This is a genomic window from Prosthecobacter sp., from assembly GCF_046154365.1.
Taxonomy (GTDB): domain Bacteria; phylum Verrucomicrobiota; class Verrucomicrobiia; order Verrucomicrobiales; family Verrucomicrobiaceae; genus Prosthecobacter.
The window spans coordinates 1-17,315 of sequence record NZ_JBJXFV010000008.1 but is presented as its reverse complement, the minus strand read 5'-3'; the positions used below and the strand labels follow the sequence as shown (position 1 = coordinate 17,315).

13 protein-coding genes and 1 tRNA gene are annotated in these 17,315 nt (G+C 60.3%); 9 read left to right on the top strand and 5 right to left on the bottom strand.

Annotation, left to right across the window (positions count from 1 at the left end):
* Window positions 1–23: 23 nt before the first annotated feature.
* The 4 genes from ACKVY0_RS00990 to ACKVY0_RS00975 form a co-directional block, all read right to left on the bottom strand.
* Window positions 24–2,639: a DUF4838 domain-containing protein gene (locus ACKVY0_RS00990; RefSeq protein WP_409212910.1), complete on the bottom strand. Its 2,616-nt coding sequence runs from the start codon at window positions 2,637–2,639 to the stop codon at window positions 24–26.
* Between the two features lie 105 nt (window positions 2,640–2,744).
* Entirely contained in the window at window positions 2,745–4,151 is a 1,407-nt protein-coding gene (locus tag ACKVY0_RS00985; protein WP_409212909.1) for a hypothetical protein, read from the bottom strand.
* Between the two features lie 100 nt (window positions 4,152–4,251).
* Window positions 4,252–5,169: a prolyl oligopeptidase family serine peptidase gene (locus tag ACKVY0_RS00980; protein ID WP_409212908.1), complete on the bottom strand. Its 918-nt coding sequence runs from the start codon at window positions 5,167–5,169 to the stop codon at window positions 4,252–4,254.
* A 63-nt stretch (window positions 5,170–5,232) separates the two neighbouring features.
* Window positions 5,233–6,456, bottom strand: a complete 1,224-nt coding sequence (locus tag ACKVY0_RS00975) for a serine hydrolase domain-containing protein (protein ID WP_409212907.1) — start codon at window positions 6,454–6,456, stop codon at window positions 5,233–5,235.
* 144 nt (window positions 6,457–6,600) lie between these two features.
* Here ACKVY0_RS00975 and ACKVY0_RS00970 point away from each other — a divergent pair, with 144 nt between their 5' ends.
* The 5 genes from ACKVY0_RS00970 (at window position 6,601) to ACKVY0_RS00950 (ending at window position 10,836) form a co-directional block, all read left to right on the top strand.
* Window positions 6,601–7,545, top strand: a complete 945-nt coding sequence (locus ACKVY0_RS00970; RefSeq protein WP_409212906.1) for a hypothetical protein — start codon at window positions 6,601–6,603, stop codon at window positions 7,543–7,545.
* A gap of 140 nt (window positions 7,546–7,685) precedes the next feature.
* Window positions 7,686–8,810 carry a serine hydrolase domain-containing protein gene (locus ACKVY0_RS00965; protein WP_409212905.1) on the top strand — a complete coding sequence of 375 codons (1,125 nt, stop codon included), beginning with the start codon at window positions 7,686–7,688 and terminating at the stop codon, window positions 8,808–8,810.
* A gap of 30 nt (window positions 8,811–8,840) precedes the next feature.
* A complete protein-coding gene (locus ACKVY0_RS00960; RefSeq protein ID WP_409212932.1) occupies window positions 8,841–9,077 on the top strand; it encodes an SDR family NAD(P)-dependent oxidoreductase in 237 nt (78 codons plus the stop codon).
* Between the two features lie 313 nt (window positions 9,078–9,390).
* A tRNA-Pro gene (locus ACKVY0_RS00955) sits at window positions 9,391–9,467 on the top strand.
* Window positions 9,468–9,501: 34 nt separating this feature from the next.
* Window positions 9,502–10,836, top strand: a complete 1,335-nt coding sequence (locus ACKVY0_RS00950) for a response regulator (RefSeq protein ID WP_409212904.1) — start codon at window positions 9,502–9,504, stop codon at window positions 10,834–10,836.
* Window positions 10,837–10,842: 6 nt separating this feature from the next.
* Here ACKVY0_RS00950 and ACKVY0_RS00945 read toward each other — a convergent pair whose 3' ends face one another.
* Window positions 10,843–13,314, bottom strand: a complete 2,472-nt coding sequence (locus tag ACKVY0_RS00945) for a PAS domain-containing protein (protein ID WP_409212903.1) — start codon at window positions 13,312–13,314, stop codon at window positions 10,843–10,845.
* Between the two features lie 189 nt (window positions 13,315–13,503).
* Between ACKVY0_RS00945 and ACKVY0_RS00940 the strand changes: the two genes are divergently transcribed.
* From ACKVY0_RS00940 to ACKVY0_RS00925, 4 genes are all read left to right on the top strand, one after another.
* Entirely contained in the window at window positions 13,504–14,652 is a 1,149-nt protein-coding gene (locus tag ACKVY0_RS00940) for a Gfo/Idh/MocA family protein (protein ID WP_409212902.1), read from the top strand.
* Window positions 14,649–15,857 (top strand): amidohydrolase family protein, encoded by a 1,209-nt coding sequence (locus ACKVY0_RS00935; protein ID WP_409212901.1) that lies wholly within the window; start codon window positions 14,649–14,651, stop codon window positions 15,855–15,857. The genes ACKVY0_RS00940 and ACKVY0_RS00935 overlap by 4 nt, the downstream gene beginning before the upstream one ends.
* A 1-nt stretch (window position 15,858) precedes the next feature.
* On the top strand, window positions 15,859–16,443 hold the full coding sequence (locus ACKVY0_RS00930; RefSeq protein ID WP_409212900.1) for a DUF1287 domain-containing protein: 585 nt from the start codon (window positions 15,859–15,861) through the stop codon (window positions 16,441–16,443).
* A 249-nt stretch (window positions 16,444–16,692) separates the two neighbouring features.
* Window positions 16,693–17,214, top strand: a complete 522-nt coding sequence (locus tag ACKVY0_RS00925) for a hypothetical protein (protein WP_409212899.1) — start codon at window positions 16,693–16,695, stop codon at window positions 17,212–17,214.
* Window positions 17,215–17,315: the final 101 nt, after the last annotated feature.

Here is a 17,315-nt window from a genome sequence, read left to right as displayed (position 1 = left end):
GTCGCGGGCTGGAGGCGATCTGTTTATTCAAAAACGATGGTGCCGAGCGAGGTCGGGTGCCAGTTGAGCAATTCGTCGGCACCGTAGCTGTTGCGGGTGTAAATCATGCGAACGATGTTGAAATTGAGTTCCCGCAGGCCGGTGTAGTCGTAGCCGGGGGCCTTGAGGGGCAGCGAGGCTTCGATGACGAAACGGTGGGCGGCTTCGTCGAGCCTGACGGCGCACTGGACGCCCTCGCGGTTGTCCTTGGCGATGGCAAAGCCGCGGAATGCGCCGAGGGCATTGATGTCATACTGGCCGGTGCCGACGGGCGTAGCTTTCGGATCGAGGGAGCCGAACATGATTTCCACGCCGCTCTCGCGCCAGATGTGCGTGCCGGTGAGTGTGTCACGCGGCGTCTCCGCCCAGATGGGGCCGACTTGATCGCAGGTGATGCCGATGACGAGCTGGTCGCCCACGCGGAACAATCTCGCACGCGTGGCATGCTTCGAGGGCAGGATGGAGCTGCGGATGGTGAAGCCTTCGATGCGCGCGGCCTTTTCCCACTCGGCATCGTCGAGCACGCCGTCGAGTTTCGGCATGGTGGCGGTGCGCGGGACAGGAACCGCTTTGTCGAGCAGTTGCTCGAAGAACTGCACGCGGTCGGGGCGCGATTTCGCGGGGAGATTGGCACGCAGGATTTCGAGAGACTTGGTTCGCAACGCTGCGGCTCTCTCCGCTGCGGGCAAGGTGTCGCTCACGGCGGTGCGGGCTTGCTTACCCATCTCGGTGAGCAGCGAACCGATGCCTTTGCTGTAGTTCGCGATGACCGTCGGCAGGTAGCCGAGCCGCATCTCCACGTCGCCCGTGGCAGGCGGAATGTTGCGCTCCTTTTCGAAGTAGCGAACGGCTTCAGCCATGGCGCTGCCGTCGTCATTGAGATAATACGCGAGCAGCGGCGCATTGATGCCGGTGCCAGTCCCAGCGCGGTCGAGCTGATAGGCTTTATGCGTGGCGAGGGCGAACAGTTCGTGCGCGCGGAAGTGTCGCATCACCTGAGCGAGCCGCTCCTGCAGCTGAGCATCGTCTTTCGTCATGGCGATGGCTTGTTCGAGCGTCTTGCGTTCCCACGCGACATCCTCGGCGCTGTAGAGCGCGGGCTCCTGGCGCGGCATGTCGCCGAGGAGCGCGAGATGTTGCAGCGCCGTCGCGTGCTTGGTTTCGAAGTGCTGGTAGAAGGCGAGCATCTGCTCCGCTCCCGCACCGAACATGTCGTTGCAATATTGCGTCCAGAGCTTCTTCACGTCGAGGAATGGATCGGACATCAGCCGCATCAGTATCCAGTAATAGGCACCGTCGAGGTAGTAGTTCTGTTCCGGCGAGTATTCAATATACGCACCGAGGCAGCGGTGCTCGGCGGCCCACCGGAGAAAGTCCGCCACGACCGGCATGTCATTGCGCGGCGTGACACCGGCGAACCGCCAGTCGTGGAAGAACCAGCCAGCGCCCGCATTGGAAAACTCCATGATGGCCTCCCGCTGCGCCTTTGCCGCCTCGGGTTCTAGGAACGTGTAGCTCTTGGTGACGAGCTTCACGGCCACGTTGGGTTCGAACTTGATGCCCGTGGGCGGACGCCTGGCGTTCACATAGGAGAAGCAGGTGATGGCGAGATTGGGAAACTCCTTGCGGCTGCGGCGCGCCACTTCGTTCACAAAGTGGAAGTAGAGCTGGCTATACGAGCCGTGCTTTTTCACCGAGGCCTGACACGACTCGCACTGGCACTCGAAGGCGATGTCCATCATACCCATGCTCACGTAGGTCAGCGAAGGCCGTGCGCGCATCTGCTCGCGGATGTAATCCATCGCCAAATCGGGCAGCGCCGGGGCCGAGAGGCAGGGATTCCAAATCTTCGTCCCGATGCTCACCGGCACGCGCCGCTCACCGCCGCGCAGTTCGTAAATCTCGGGATGCGTGGCGCCATATTTCTCCGGCGGGAAGACGTTCGCGAGATTGTGAAAGCACTGCAAGGTCATGCGCGAGCCGTTCTGATTCATGCGCAGCCACTCGGCGTGGTCCTTCCAAAACGGCGCAAAGAAACTCGTCTTGAAATGTTCCTTCCGGAACAAATCGAGCGCACCGATTTCGATGACGCCGCCCTTGGGTCGGCTGTGCCAAAGCTCCGACGGCGCATAGAACCGAATCCCCGCCGCCACATCGAGGAACTCCGAAATTGCCGTCGTCGTGCCGTTCTGTCCGGTGAAAGGATTGCCCGCGATGACGACGACATTGCCGCGCCGGCTCAGCAAGATGGCACCAGGATTGGCCTCCAGTTTTGCCTTGTCTTCTGCGGTCAAAAAGCGGCTGTTGCCGACAGCGAGCACCAGCTTGCCCTCCGGGAGCACCAATCCTGCTTTGTCGGCAAGCACGGGAAAATGCGGTGCCACCGCGCGATCGATCTTCGCATCTGGCAAATAAGGACGCGCCGCCTCAGCCCCGACGCAGCCACGGATCAAATAGTATTGCAGCACCTGCCCTGGGTAGTAGCTGCCGTCGAGAATCACCGTGTTCTCAGGCGTGATGCGGAGCGGCGGTTCAGCAGCGACAAGTGGCTGGCAGACAAGCGCGAACAGGATGGCGAGGAGTGCGAGGGTGGTTTTCATGATTGGCTGGGTCATTTCGAAGGCGGCAGACGTTTCATTCACACGCGATGGGACGCTGCACCGCAAGAAATACGAGCGACGCGAGAGGAACTTTTGATGGCAGACTCACGGCTTGGAGTCAGATTGAAACCGCATCGAAAACAAATCTGCATCACTCATTTCAAAGCGCAGCCGCACGGGTTTGCCAGCATGGGCGCTCACTTCGTCACCGGTCTTCCATTTCACGATGCGTGAGACGTGATCGCCCCAGATTGGTTCGCAGTCTTCGAGCGTGAGGCCGGGGATCGGTTTGCCTGCGGCGTCTTGCAACTCGACGCGCACCTGACCGGCGGCGCTGGTGGCGTAGTTGATCTCCAGTTGTTTGCCGGTGAAAGTGAATGGCTTGGTGATGAACTCGCCGGCTGCGAGGGGTGCATTCACCGAGACAAACCCATCGAGCCGCAACGTGTAGCGCCGTCCGCCAGTGAGGAACATGGACAGCTCGGTGTCGCTGGTCTGATGGATGCCGATGGCGGCGTAGTTCGCGCGATTCAGCCAGCCGTCCTTGCTCAAGCCGGGGCGGATGAAGCTCTGCGTGAACTCGCGGTCATAATGGTCGCCGCCGCGCGTGCTCATGAAGAGAATGTCCGTGGCCGCGCCACGCTTGTCCATGAAGCGTGTGGGCATCGCGACGTAGATGTGCGGCGCGCGGAAGTAGGGCTGCGTGCAGGGCGTGTAGAGATGCTCATTCGGCAGATTCGCCCGCATCTCGACCAAGGGTGTCCAGTTGATGAAGTCGGTCGAGGTGGTGCGCGCGATGCCGCGGTAGCCTTTGATGAAACGGCGGAAGTAGCAGACGTAGCACTGCTCGCTCTCGCTCCAGAAGGCGTAGTTCTGGGAGTCGAAGTATTTGCCCCAGTCCTCGGGAATGACGGGTTCCTCACGCAGCTTTTTCCAATGAATGCCATCGGGCGAAACATACGCCTTCAGTCCGCCGACACCGCGCTTTTCACGCACCGCCGACTGATGCGGCTGAAACGCGATGCCTCCCAGCGCCTTGTATTTCTGCTCCACTGGCACGCCCGGCTTCGTGTCGATGAACGGCGTGAAGTTGTGATTCACCGTGAACTCATTCATCAAGACGATGTTGCCCTCCGGGAACGACGGATGCTCGAACAAGCCGAACTTCGGCCTCGTCCACGCGATGCCGTCCTTGCTCTCCGCATAGAGCGTCACCTCGCCATCATGATAGGCCTCGATGCCGTGCGTCTTCCACGTCACCTTCGGGTCCTTGTCGCCCCGGTAGTAAAACTGAAACTTGTCCGCCGCCTTCAAGACGGTCGCGTAATGGCCATTCGGGCGAGGTTCCCTCAGCGGCTCGGCGAGAATGGGTTCGTGCAGCTTCAGCGTGGTGTTCTTCATCTCGCCGACGAGCAGGCGATCCACAAACAGCTCACGGCGAGAACCGATGGCGATGGGTTCTTCGGCGCGCAGGCAGGTGACGAGCAACAGGGTGATGAGAATGGCTTTCATGAGCGTGAGATTGGAGGGATTGAGGCAGTGAATCGAGCACGGTCAGCAGAAGCCAAGAGCGGAGAAAAAACATCCGCAGACATACGCCGCTTACTCAGGCCTATTTCTTCTTCACCGGCGTGCTCGGCAGAGACGAAACATTCAGCGTGAAGGGCTTCGCGGGTTGTTTGCCGAGGAGTTGGAGATCGAACCACTCCACCATGCGCTCGGTGTCCTGCGGCATCTCCTGCCAGCCGCCGTGGCCGGCACCTTCACGGATGACCAGTTCGCACACTGTTCCGACTTCATGACAGCGTTTCAAAAAGCGCTGTGACTGCGTGAGCGACACCTGCGGGTCGGCATCGCCATGCACGATGAAAATCGGCGGCTGTTCCTTGTGAACCCAGTAGATCGACGACAGTTCGCGTCCGAGTGCCTCGCGGCCTTCTTCAGTCGCGGCTTTGGGGCCGAAGGCTCCGGCGTAGGCGGCGAGTTTGCCGATGCCGACGGCGTTGTCGCCGGGCTCGAACCAGTTCAGGTAATCGGTGGGCGGGTAGAAGCACGCGACCGCGTTCACCGCGCTACTTTCACGATCAATCGGGTCGGCTGCCTTCGCATCACCCGGTCCGCCACGTGTCGCGAGCATCAGGCTAAGGTGCCCGCCCGCACTGCTGCCGGTGACGCCGAGTTTCTGCGGGTCCACGCCATACTTGGCGGCGTTGGCGCGGACAAAACGTACCGCACGATTTAGATCGGCCACGATCTCCTCGACCTGAAACCTTGGCTGCGTGCCATGCACGACGACGAAGGTCGTGTAGCCCGCCTTCGGCCAGCCGCCGTCGCTGATGCCGTTGTGATTCGATTTCCACCCGCCGCTCACGATCTTGATGATGCCCGCGCCGTTTGCCTGCGCCGGTTTGAAGACATCCATCGTCAGCGCAACGCCATCATGCTTGGTGTAAATGATGTCGCGAATGCGCTCCGGCTCCTGGGCGAGCAGCGACGTGGTGATGAGAGCAAGGGAGAGAAGGTGTTTCATGGTTAGGGCATCGTTGCGACTTGGCGTCGAATGACGCTATCGTTATCAGCATCGCCGGTCTTGCTACTTCGTCTCCTTTGGTTTCAAGACGGATGCTGGGGCGCTGTTGATGCCGATGTTGAGCGTTGGGGCGCTTGCTTTGCCTTTGAGGCCAAAAGCAGCCGTCGCGGCTTTTTGGAAGGTGGGCAGGATGTTTTTGCCACCGCCGGACCAACCGGCGTGTTGCACGAGGAAGACGGTGACGAGCTTGTTCTCGCGGTCGTAGCGCGAGTTCGTGCCGTAAGCGCCGCCGTGCGTGAAGGATTTGCCGTCGGTGCCGAAGCCGAAGCCATAGTTTGATTTGGCTTCGCCGGATTGATCGCTGGTCGCAGTCTGCACGGCTTTTTCGGAGAGGATGCGCACGCCATTGAAGGTGCCGCCGTTCGCCATCATGCGATAGAAGAGCGACAGGTCATTCGCAGTCGAGAACAGGCCGCCTGCGGGCATCGGGAAGCGCTCGGTGCTGTCGAGAGGGTAGAGGAGCTGGCCGACAGTGACTTCTTCGAGGCCGTCCTTCGTCGCGTTGGGTTTGTAGGCTTTCGCAAGGCGGGCTTGCTGCTCTTGGTTCGGCCAAAAGGTGGTGTCCTTCATGCCGAGGGGCTTGAAGAGCCGCTCGGCGAGGAAGGTTTCATACTTCATCCCGCTGACCACTTCGATGATGCGGCCTGCGGTGTTGATGCCCGCGTTGGAGTATTTGGATTTACTGCCGGGCTGGAACAAAAGCGCCATCTTCGCGTAACTGCGCACACGCTCAGCTAGCGACTTCAAATCGAGCGTTGGCGTCTCCATGGGCGACTTGAAGTCCAGTCCACTCGTGTGACTGAGGACTTCACGCACCAGGATCGGATGCCGTGGTGCCTTGAGTTCGGGCTTGGCTGGATCGGCGCTGACATTCACCTGCTGGCCTTTGAATTCAGGCAAATACTTCTCCACCGGGTCATCGACGTTCACTTTGCCTTCATCGACGAGGATCATGAACGCGGCGCCTGTGATCGGCTTCGACTGCGAGGCGATCCAGAACATGGAATTCGTCTGCATCGGCTTCTTTGCCGCGATGTCTTCATAACCGACAGCTTCGACATCGAGCACCTTGTCAGGATCAGCCACGAGCACCACCGCGCCTGCCAGCGTGTGGCTCTCGACAAAAGGTTGCAGCGTTGGCGCGAGTTTGTTCGCTGGCGCTTCACCGAGCAAGGAGGCGGCGGACAACAGAAGGAGGGAAGCGAGGTGGCGGAGGTGGGTGTCCATGAGTTGGTTTTAATGCGGGCTGCAAGGGTGGGAAGCAACCCTATTCCGCCTTCAAGATCAGCAGAAAGTCGTGCGTCGGCGTGATCACATCCTATCCACGCACGACGCACTTGCGGGCAGCCATCTGCATGACTACTTCACGCCATGGGCAAGCATCGCAAGCAACACCGAGAACCACATCCTTCCTGGCCCTTGTTGAAAGACAAGGGCCTCCTCACCGAGCGCCATGTCCTCATGGCAACCGCGTTGGGGTTGAAAGCCGAGGACATTCAGTTTGTGCATCGCACTGATGAGGACGGTAAGGGTCTTCTACTGCTCGAGTGGGTGGAAGATCGCCATCTCGCAGCTTTTGGAACCGTCGTTCCCATCGACGACAAAGCTACGCCTGAGAGCCAGCAGGAGCATCCCGCCGAGTATTCTTTATTGCCCGACCCGAGCAAAATCATGAACGATTACATTTATGAAAACGCCATCATTCCCGGCAGCGATGACGAACCCGACTGGTACGAGGAGGTCGGGCAGCGCATCGAAGAGTCCGAGAAAAATACACCGGTCAGCTACGGCGAGATATACGACGAGGACCGCCGCATGTTGCGGCATCAGGAGGACTTCCGCCGCGCCGCTCGGCTCCTCAGTAAGAACCTCGAAGCAATGCCGGAGGTTACCAAGGTCGTGCTCTTCGGCTCCACCGCGCTACCCTTATGGAAGGAGGTGCCGCGCTTCAGTCGCCTCCGCAGCCGGCGCATCAAAATTTACCACGAGTGCAGCAACATCGACCTTGCTATTTGGGTCACCACCACCGCCCGCGCCAACGACATCCGCAAGCTCGCGCCAGCCGTGGTTAATGAGCAGGTGGACAATGATGATCACCTCTCCGTCGCGCACCATCATTACTCCATGCATCTGATTGACCATCGCAGCGCCAATTATCTCGGCATGGTCTGCCACTACAATCAGTGCCCTAAGCGGAAGGAACCCTGCCGGGTCCCTGGCTGCGGTGCGCAGAAGTTCGTGCGAATTCTGCCCGGGTTTAAACTCAAGCCCGAGCGCCTGCATTCGCACAACTCACAGACCCTGTTTGTGCGGTGACTGAGGATGAACGGCTCGACAAGCGGCGGCAAGCAGCCATGAAGGTGTTTTTCAAACGAAGGCACCGCTATCGAAAGAGGCTGAGCGCTCTCGGAGTTCACCAACAGCGCGACCCAACTCGACCACACACTCACCACGCCATGAAACGCACCGCTTCACTTTATCTCATTCTCTCCGCATCACTATTACTCGCTTCCGCAGGGACGGGAGCGGCGGCGGACAAGTCTTTGCCACGCAGCACTCCCGAATCCCAGGGCATCTCATCGTCGGCGGTTCGTGAGTACATCGAAGCAGCGGACAAGGAGATCAATACACTGCACAGCTTCATGCTCGTTCGTCACGGACAAGTGATCGCCGAGGCTTGGTGGACGCCGGAGGCGGCGGACAAAAAGCATGTCATGTGGTCGTTGAGCAAGAGCTTCACTTCGACCGCCGTCGGACTCGCGGTGGCGGAGGGGAAGCTGGGCTTGGATGATCCGGTGTTGAAGTTTTTCACGGCTGAAGCGCCTGCGAATGCCAGTGACAACCTCAAGGCCATGCGGGTGCGTGATTTGCTCTCCATGAGCGGCGGGCATGAGGTGGAGCCGAAGTTCCCGCTCGATCAGGGGCCATCCGTGAAGGCCTTCCTCGCACAGCCGGTGACGCACCAGCCCGGCACCTTCTTCCGCTACAACACGCCCGGCACTTATATGCTCTCGGCCATCGTGTCGAAAGCGACCGGCCAGACGGTGCTCGATTACCTCACGCCGCGCTTGTTTGAGCCACTCGGCATCGAGAACCCGGTGTGGGACGCGACCGCCGAAGGCTACAGCATCGGCGGCTACGGCCTCTTCATCCGCACCGAGGACATCGCCAAGTTCGGCCAGCTCTATTTGCAAAAAGGTGCCTGGAACGGCAAGCAGCTACTGACGCAGAAGTGGGTGGAAACGGCCACCGCCAAGCACGTCGATAACAGCAAAGCCCCCAGCGGCAGAACCTCCGACTGGCAGCAAGGCTACGGCTTCCAGTTCTGGCGCTGCCAAAACAACTGCTTCCGTGGCGATGGTCGTGATGGACAGATTTGTCTCGTCATGCCCGAACATGATGCCGTCATCGCCATCACCGCGCAGACCGGCCAAATGCAGACCGAACTCGATCTGGTGTGGAAGCATTTGTTGCCTGCCTTCACCGCGAGTGCGCTGCCTGCGAACGATGTCGAAATGGAAAAGTTGAAGCAGGCTGCGGCCAAGCTGACAGCGCATCCAGCGATCAAGAAGACAAAGTGATGCCCCCCCTACCCTGATCTTCGTGATGAAATCGTTCTCGTCACCGGCGGTGCCAATGGCATCGGCAGCACCATCGCGCGCAGCTTTCCTACCAAGCAAGCCCACGTCTGCTTTTGCGATACGGATGCGAGTGCTGGACAAGCGCTTGCCAAGGAACCGCGCCCGCTGGGACGTCGAGGTGTTGTTGCTTCGCACCGCCTCACGGCGCTCACCCCTTCGGGGCAGCCTGCGGCTGGCTGTCGCGCTCCGCTCGGCTCAAACAAGTGAAGCAGACGCTCAAGCTCAGTGAGTTCCTGGGCCACAGCGCCAACGCCATCCGCTGGCAGGTGTGGTCGGCGCTGTTGGTCTATGTGCTGCTGCGCTACACCGCGCACCTCGGCCAGTGGGGGCACAGCTTTACGCGCCGCTTTGCCGTGGTGCGTGGAGCAGGTCGAGCTCATGGGGTTGTAGCGAAGTTATGGGATGCCTGGTCTTTATCTTCTAACTTGCGTCGTTCGATGAAGAGGCTACCAATCCGTCTCGCCCGCCAGACAGCAGTGATGCCGAAAGCGGAATCCGCACGAGTCATTGATGACAACGGCGGGCTGTGGCTCAGCCTGGTAGAGCGCTTCGTTCGGGACGAAGAGGTCGTGGGTTCGAATCCCGCCAGCCCGACCATGCGTTTTGTGCGTATATTGTACCGAGGCAAGACATGGCGATACCAACCCAACCAAAAAGAATCCTCCTGGCCGAAGATGTTCGCGCGATCTCGCTGCGGATGTCCCATGCGCTGGAGCAGCACGGCTATGTGGTGCGGGTGGCGGAGGACGGAGAGGAGTGCCTGGAGCAGATCGAGGCATTCAGGCCGGACCTGCTGGTGCTGGACCTGATCATGCCAAAAATGAACGGCCTGGAGGTGCTGCGGCATCTGCGAGCGCAGCAGTTGACCCAAAACTTGCCGGTGATCGTCTGCACGGCGAAGGATTACTCCACGGAGCTGAAGCACATCCAGCAGACCGGACCGGTGGACGTGCTGATCAAGCCATTCGATCCTGAACTGCTGCTGGAAAAGCTGCGGCAGCATTTCCATGAAGCACCTTCCGCGAAAGGGGTGACGCATCGTGACCACATCCCGGCTGCTACTGAGCAGTATGCGCCGGTGTTAGACACGAAACGATCACATGTGAGGCTGTGGGGCACGCGCGGCTCGATTCCGGTCTGCGGGGCACGCTATGCGCAGCATGGCGGCAACACGACGTGCTTTGAGTACAACACCGGTAAGGAGCGCATCCTGTTTGATGCAGGTTCCGGCCTGCGGGATGCGGGACAGTCGTTTCTAGCCGGCAGTCCATGCCACATTCATCTGTTCATCACACACACGCACTGGGATCACATTCAGGGTTTTCCGTTTTTCACGCCGATCTATGTGCCTGGCTTTGAGATCACGGTTTATGGTGAGCGTGGCTTCGGCAAAAATATCGAATCCCTGCTCTGTGGTCAGATGGACCGCGATTACTTCCCGATTCAGCGCGAAGACCTGCGCGCAAAGATCAATTTCGTGTTTCTGGACGATGCACCCGTGAAGATCGGCGATGTGACGGTGACGCGCGAGTTCACGCAGCATCCAGGTGCGACGGTAGGCTTCAAGGTGACGCATGACGGCTGGAGCGTGGCGCTCATTCCCGACAACGAGTTTCTGCAGGGTTACACCGGCTCGCCAGCATTGCTGACGCGTGATTCGAACTCGGTGGTGCCCTATGAGCCGATGGTGAGATTCCTCGATGGTGTGGATCTGTTGATCCACGAAGCACAGTATTTGCCCGCAGATTATCCCAAGCGCATTGGCTGGGGCCATTCGAACCTTGCCACGGCCTGTGCATTGACGAAGCTGGTGAACGCCAAGAAATGGATCGTGGTGCATCATGATCCTGATCACGATGACTCGGCGCTGCATGCGAAGCTGAACCTGACGCGGCAGATTTTGCGTGAGATCGGCCACCCGATCCAGGTGGTGCATGCCTATGATGGCATGGCGGAGTATCACTGACTCAACTCAGATGCCGGGGTCGTCGGCCCCCGTCAGAGCGTCGCCAAGCAGGGCGCACTCTTTGTTCAATTGGTCGTACATGAGCTGCGCGCCCTTCAAATCGTCGGCGTGTGCGTATTCACAGAGTTCGGCGGACAGGCGGAGCGCTTTGTGGGCGGCATAAACGCCGAGCATGCCTTTGAGCGAGTGCGCGGCTTCATAGAGTGGCTTGGCTTTGCCTGCGGCGAGGGCTTTCTCGGCCTTCTTCAGGTATTTCTGCGAGTCCTCGGAGAAGATGGCGATGAGCTTGCGCATGAGCTTCGCATCGCCCACGGAGTCACGGAATTCGGCGAGATCATACGCAGCAGATTCGACCGGAGACCGGGATGCCGCAGGTTCAGCCCGGGTGAAAGGTTGATCAGGCTCTGGAGCTGATGGCCGACGTGAGATTTTCTCCACGATCTGAAACAGCTCCGCTGAGCGCAGCGGTTTGGCAATGTAGTCGTCCATGCCCGCGGCCAGGCACTCATCGCGATCACCTTTCATAGCATTGGCCGTCATGGCGATGATGCGGACATGTTCGCCGCTGTGATGTTCGATGGCGCGGATGGCGGCGGTGGCCTCGAAGCCGTTCATGCCCGGCATCTGCACGTCCATGAGGATGATGTCAAATGGCTCGCTGTTGAAGAAGTCGATGGCCTCCTGGCCGTTGGAAGCCAGCGTGACAAGATGGCCGCGCTTCTCCAGCATGCGGGCGCTGACGAGCTGGTTGACGTGGCCGTCCTCGACGACCAGCACCTTCAGGGAGGCAGGTGCGGTGACGACGGGTTCGGACCGTGGTGAGAGCGGTTTGATCGAAATGCCGCTGGTGCGGCCGAAGGCGGCGGTGAAGTGGAACGTGCTGCCGACACCGAGCTGGCTCTCGACCCAGAGACGGCCCTGCATGAGCGTGACAAGGTCGCGGCAGATGGCGAGACCGAGGCCGGTGCCGCCATAGCGCCGCGTGGTGGATGCTTCCGCCTGGGTGAAGGCCTCGAAGATGCTCTCATGCATGTCGGCCGCGATGCCGATGCCGGTGTCGTTAATCTTGAAGTGCAGCATGAGGGAGTCGGCGGTGCCGGACTCCACATTGGCCTCGACGGTGACGCCGCCTTTGTGGGTGAACTTGATCGCGTTGCCGATGAGGTTGATGAGAATCTGCCGCAACCTGCCATCATCTCCAAGCAGACGGGCGGGAATTTCAGGGCTGATGTGGTGGAGCAGGACGAGCCGCTTTTGAAACGCACGGATGCCCATGGCCTGAACCGTTTCGGTAACGATCTCGTTGAGGTCGAACTCGTGGCAGTCCAGCTCCATTTTGCCGGCTTCAATCTTGGAGAAGTCGAGGATGTCGTTGAGCAGTTCGAGCAGCGAGTCGGCGGAATGCTTGAGCATTTCCAGGTATTCATGCTGCGTGGAGTTCAGTTTCGTGTCGAGCAGCAGCTCGCTCATGCCGATGATGCCGTTCATCGGCGTGCGGATTTCGTGGCTCATGTTCGCCAGGAAGACGCTCTTGGCGCTGTTAGCGGCCTCGGCGGCCTGCCGGGCCTTGTGCAGTTCCTCCTCGTCATGCTTGCGCTCGGTCACGTCCGTGTGCGAGCCGGCCATGCGGTAGGGTTTGCCATCTTCATCACGCAAGGAGCGGCCACGGGCGAGTATCCACCGCCAGGAGCCGTCCTTATGCCGAAAGCGGAATTCGACGGCATAGCGCTGCGTGCGGCTTTCCAGATAGTCATTCAGCGTCGCCATCACGCGGTCGTGATCTTCGGGATGCAGCAGCTTTTCAAAGGTGGCGAAGACATTGTCGAGTTCGTCGTCCTCGTAGCCGATCATGTTTTTCCACGGCGGAGAAAAAAAGACTTCACCGGTGCGGACGTCCCAGTCCCAAATGCCGTCATTCGTGCCACGCACCGCCAGGGCGAACCGCTCCTCGCTTTGCGCCAGGGCCTGGATGGACTCCTTCTGCTCCGTGATGTCCGTGATCGACCCGGCCATGCGATATGAGTGGCCGGAGGCATCGCGCATGGCGCTGCCGCGTGCGCGGAACCAGCGGTAAACGCCGTCTTTGTGGCGCAGACGGTATTCCACATCATACGGCACCTGCCGCTCCAGATGCGCTTTGAGGGCTGCCAGAATGCGTTCACGATCCTCCTCATGTAGTCGCGTCTCGAACTCTGAGAACAGATTCTTCATCTCGTCGTCGGTGTAACCGAGGAGCTGTTTGAAACGCGGCGCGTAGTACACCACATCGGTGCGGATGTCCCAGTCCCAGATGCCGTCATTGGTGCCGCGCACCGCTAGGGCGAACCGTTCCTCGCTCTCTGCCAGTTCTCGCACCGCCGCCGTCGGGGCGTTCGGCAGGCGTAGGCGGCAGGCATGCAGCATGCCCTCCAGTTCCTGAATGCGCTGCTTTAACTCCGGCACGGAGTCGCCTGCGGCATGCTCGTGAGTGGCTGACATGGATGAGTGTGCTTCGTCCTGGTGGTGGCTGGGTGCGGACGGCGGGAGGATGAATAGACACAATTTGGCGTAAACAAACTCAAAAGGTTGAGCCAGAGCGCCAAACTGCGGAGTTCTTCGGACCGGTGAAATGCTCCAAACACGATCTGACTGCTTGTTTGGGGGTGGTGGCAGCGTTCTTGTCTGTGCATGAACCGCCGACGCATCCTCGCCTCACTGCCTGCCGCCCTTGCCGCCTCCAGTTTCGCTGCCGCAGCGGATCAAAAACTCCGCGTCGCCGTCATCGGCCACACCGGGCGTGGGAACTACGGCCATGGCCTCGACACGATGTGGAAGCTCATCCCGACCACCGAAATCGTCGCTGTGGCCGATGCGGATGCCAAAGGTCTCGCCGACGAGCTTAAAAAGCTCGGCACCGGCAAAGGCTTCGCCGATTACCAGGCCATGCTTGCTGAGGTGAAGCCCGACATCGTCGCCATCGGTCCGCGTCATGTGGATCAGCATCGCGACATGCTCCAGGCCGCGATCAAAGCCGGCGCCAAGGGCATCTACATCGAAAAACCCTTCGTCCGCAGCCTTGCCGAGGCCGATGAAGTCATCGCCGCCGCCGAAAAGACCGGCACTAAGATCGCCATTGCCCATCGCAATCGCTTCCATCCCGTCCTGCCCATGGTCGCGAAGCTCATCGCCGATGGTGCCATCGGTCGCGTCTTGGAAATGCGTGGCCGTGGCAAAGAAGACCCGCGTGGCGGCAGCCTCGACATGTGGGTGCTCGGCTCACACGTCATGGGCACCGCCATGGCGCTTGCGGGAGCGCCACAGGCTTGCACGGCCGGCGTTTACCAAGGCGGAAAGCCCGTCACCAAGGCCGATGTCAAAGAGGGGGATGAGGGCATCGGTCCGCTCGCGGGCGATGAAATTCATGCCCGCTTCGAGATGGCAAACGGTGTGCCGTTCTTCTTCGACAGCATCAAGGATGGTCGCCTGAAAAAGCCTGCTTATGACGATCCTGCCTCCTTCGGCCTGCAAATCTTCGGCAACGCCGGCGTGATCGACCTACGCATGGATCAGGAGCCATTTGCGTGGATTCAAACCGGCACGGAGCCGCGTAAACCCGTGCTGGCGGACAAAGACCTCGCCAAAAAAGTCTCCAGCCACGAAATCTCCGGCCTCGACCTCATCGCCGCCATTCGCGACAACCGCGCGCCGCTGTGCGATGCTGCCCAAGGTCGCCAGATCATCGAAATGATCAGCGCTGTCTTCGAATCGCACCGCCTCGGCGGCCAGCGTGTCACGTTTCCGCTCCAGACCCGCGTCAATCCGCTCACGCTCTTATGAAACCGACCGCCGCACCGCCACTCCTCATTCAAAACGGCACGCTCATCCTGCCGGACCAACTGATTGAGGCAGGCGCGGTGCTGTGTGAGCGCGGAAAAATCACCGCCATCGGCACACAGGTCGCCGCACCGAAGAACGCGGTCATTATCGATGCCAAAGGCGGTTACATCAGCCCCGGCTTCATCGACATCCACGTCCACGGCGGTGCCGGAGCCGATTTCATGGACGCCACGGTTCCTGCGGTGCGTACCGCCATCAAAGCGCACGCTCTCCACGGCACGACCACGATTTTCCCCACGACCACGACTGGCGCACCCGTGCAGATCATGGCGATGCTCAGTGCCTGCCGTGAAGCCAAACGCACCTGGGAGGCTGCGCATGGTTCTCGCATCGCCGGTGTGCATCTCTACGGCCCTTACTTCGCCGCTGACAAAGTCGGTTGTCATTCACGCACGGGGCGTCGCGCACCGAATGCCGTCGAGTACGAGAGGTGGTTTCGTGATGATCTCGTTCGCATCGCCACCTGCGCCGCCGAACTGCCAGGGGCCGAGGAATTTTATCAACTCGCCCGCAAACACCGCTGCCTCATCACCTGCGGCCACTCAAACGCGAACTGGGCGGAGATGGAGCGCGCCTTCAAAGCCGGCATGCGCCACGTCGATCACTTCTGGTGTGCCATGAGTTCCGTCGCTTCGCTGCGCACCCGCTTCGGCACGCCCATGCAGGCCAGCATGGAGCAGTTCGTGCTCGCCACCGCTGAAATGAGCACCGAAGTCATCGCCGACGGCATGCATCTCTCACCCGAGCTGCTCGACTTCGCCTTCCGCATGAAAGGCGTGGAGCGTCTGTGCCTCGTCACCGACTGCAATCGCGCCCTCGACATGCCGCCCGGCCGCTACCGCTTCGGTTCCGACGACGACGGCCCCTTTTTCGAGAGCGATGGCAACGTCGGCTTCGTTCCCGGCCAGGGTCTGGCCAGTGCCGTCGTCGGTCTCGATCACATGGTGCATCACATGAAAAAAAGCACCTCTGCCACTCTTCCCGATGCCGTGCGCATGGCCAGCCTCACCCCAGCCGAGCGCACCGGCATCGCCAAAACCTGCGGCAGCCTCGACAAAGGCAAGCAGGCCGATGTTCTCATCCTCAATCGCCGCCTCGACGTTCAACACACCTTCATCGGCGGTGTCGAAGTGCCGCGTGACTGACATGCTCCGCTTTTTCTGCCTTTGTCTCCTCGCCAGCATGGCACTGGCGGACACGCAGCCGTTTGCCGAACGCCTCGTGCAGGCCGCGATCGAGCGCACCCGCCACACCGTGCGCTATGAGCCTGCGTATGTGAAGATCGACTACCCCAACGGCGATGTTCCCGCCGACACCGGCGTCTGCACCGATGAAGTCATCCGCGCCTACCGAGCGCTCTGCTTCGATCTGCAAAAACTCGTCCACGAGGACATGCAGCGTGCGTTCGCCGCCTACCCGAAGCACTGGGGTCTCACTTCCACCGACAAAAACATCGACCACCGCCGCGCGCCGAATTTGCAGACCTTCTTCAAGCGCTGCGGCACCTCACTGCCCGTCACGCCAAACGCCGCCGACTACCAGCCCGGCGATCTCATCACCTGCACCGTCGCCGGCAAACTCCCGCACATCGCCATCGTCGTCCCTGCTCCTGATGGCGGCATCACGCCCTGGATCGTCCACAACATCGGCCAAGGACCGAAATGCGAAAATCGCCTCTTTGAATTCCCGCTCACCGGTCATTACCGGTTTCATCCCGGTGCCGCCAAGTAATGCGGTGGCTGGAGCGCTTCCAAGAGGATTGGGACTATGCACCTGGAGGTCTGTCGCTGAAGATCAGCGTCGAGTTTGGCTGGATGAGCGTGACGACGATATACTCACACCAGCTTGGCTCCCAGCGATTGATCATCAGCCCGGCGGTGAACTATGCCAGCCGGATCGGTCAGGCGGGCGTAGGCAACCGCTGCCTCCTGGGTCCGCCTACAGTCCGAATCTCAACCTGATCGAACCGAGGAGGAGCGGATGTTTGCGAAGTTCGTGGCGAAGGGCACAAAGCCGAACCAGCTCTTTCTGCACGAGGCGATGGACCGCAATGTAACGGTGCTGGCTCCGGTGTTCCGCTGGTTCCGCGACCAACTGGTGTTGCTGGGGCCGAATGATGATTACCTCTCTCTGCGGGTGCAGGAAGCGGAGCGGCAGGACTTGCGGGATTTCACCGTGAACATCCTGAACCACGCGGACACGGGCATCGTGATCATCGAGGCCGTGGATGTGCCGGTGGCCGGGATCGGCATGCCAAAGCAGGTGCAGGACGAGCTGCGCGCGACGCTGAAGGAGGACGACGCGGGGATCATCCTGCGCTCGGACGGCGGGGCGCGGTTCCGCGTGTTTCCGAAGGATGGCGAGCTGATGGCGCGGCGCATCGTAACCTATCGCGACTCGAAGGAGGGCAAAAAAATACCCTTTGAGACGAGTGACGAGAGCGATGGAACGCTGCGGCTCTTTGACCTGTCGCCAGGGGTGCATCGCCGGAATGATGTATAGGCCTGATTAAAAACAGTGAAAAATACCGCTGTACTCCATAGTGGTTATATGCCTTATAGTGAGGATGGAGTTAAACATCAAGCCTCTCAGCGACACGGACG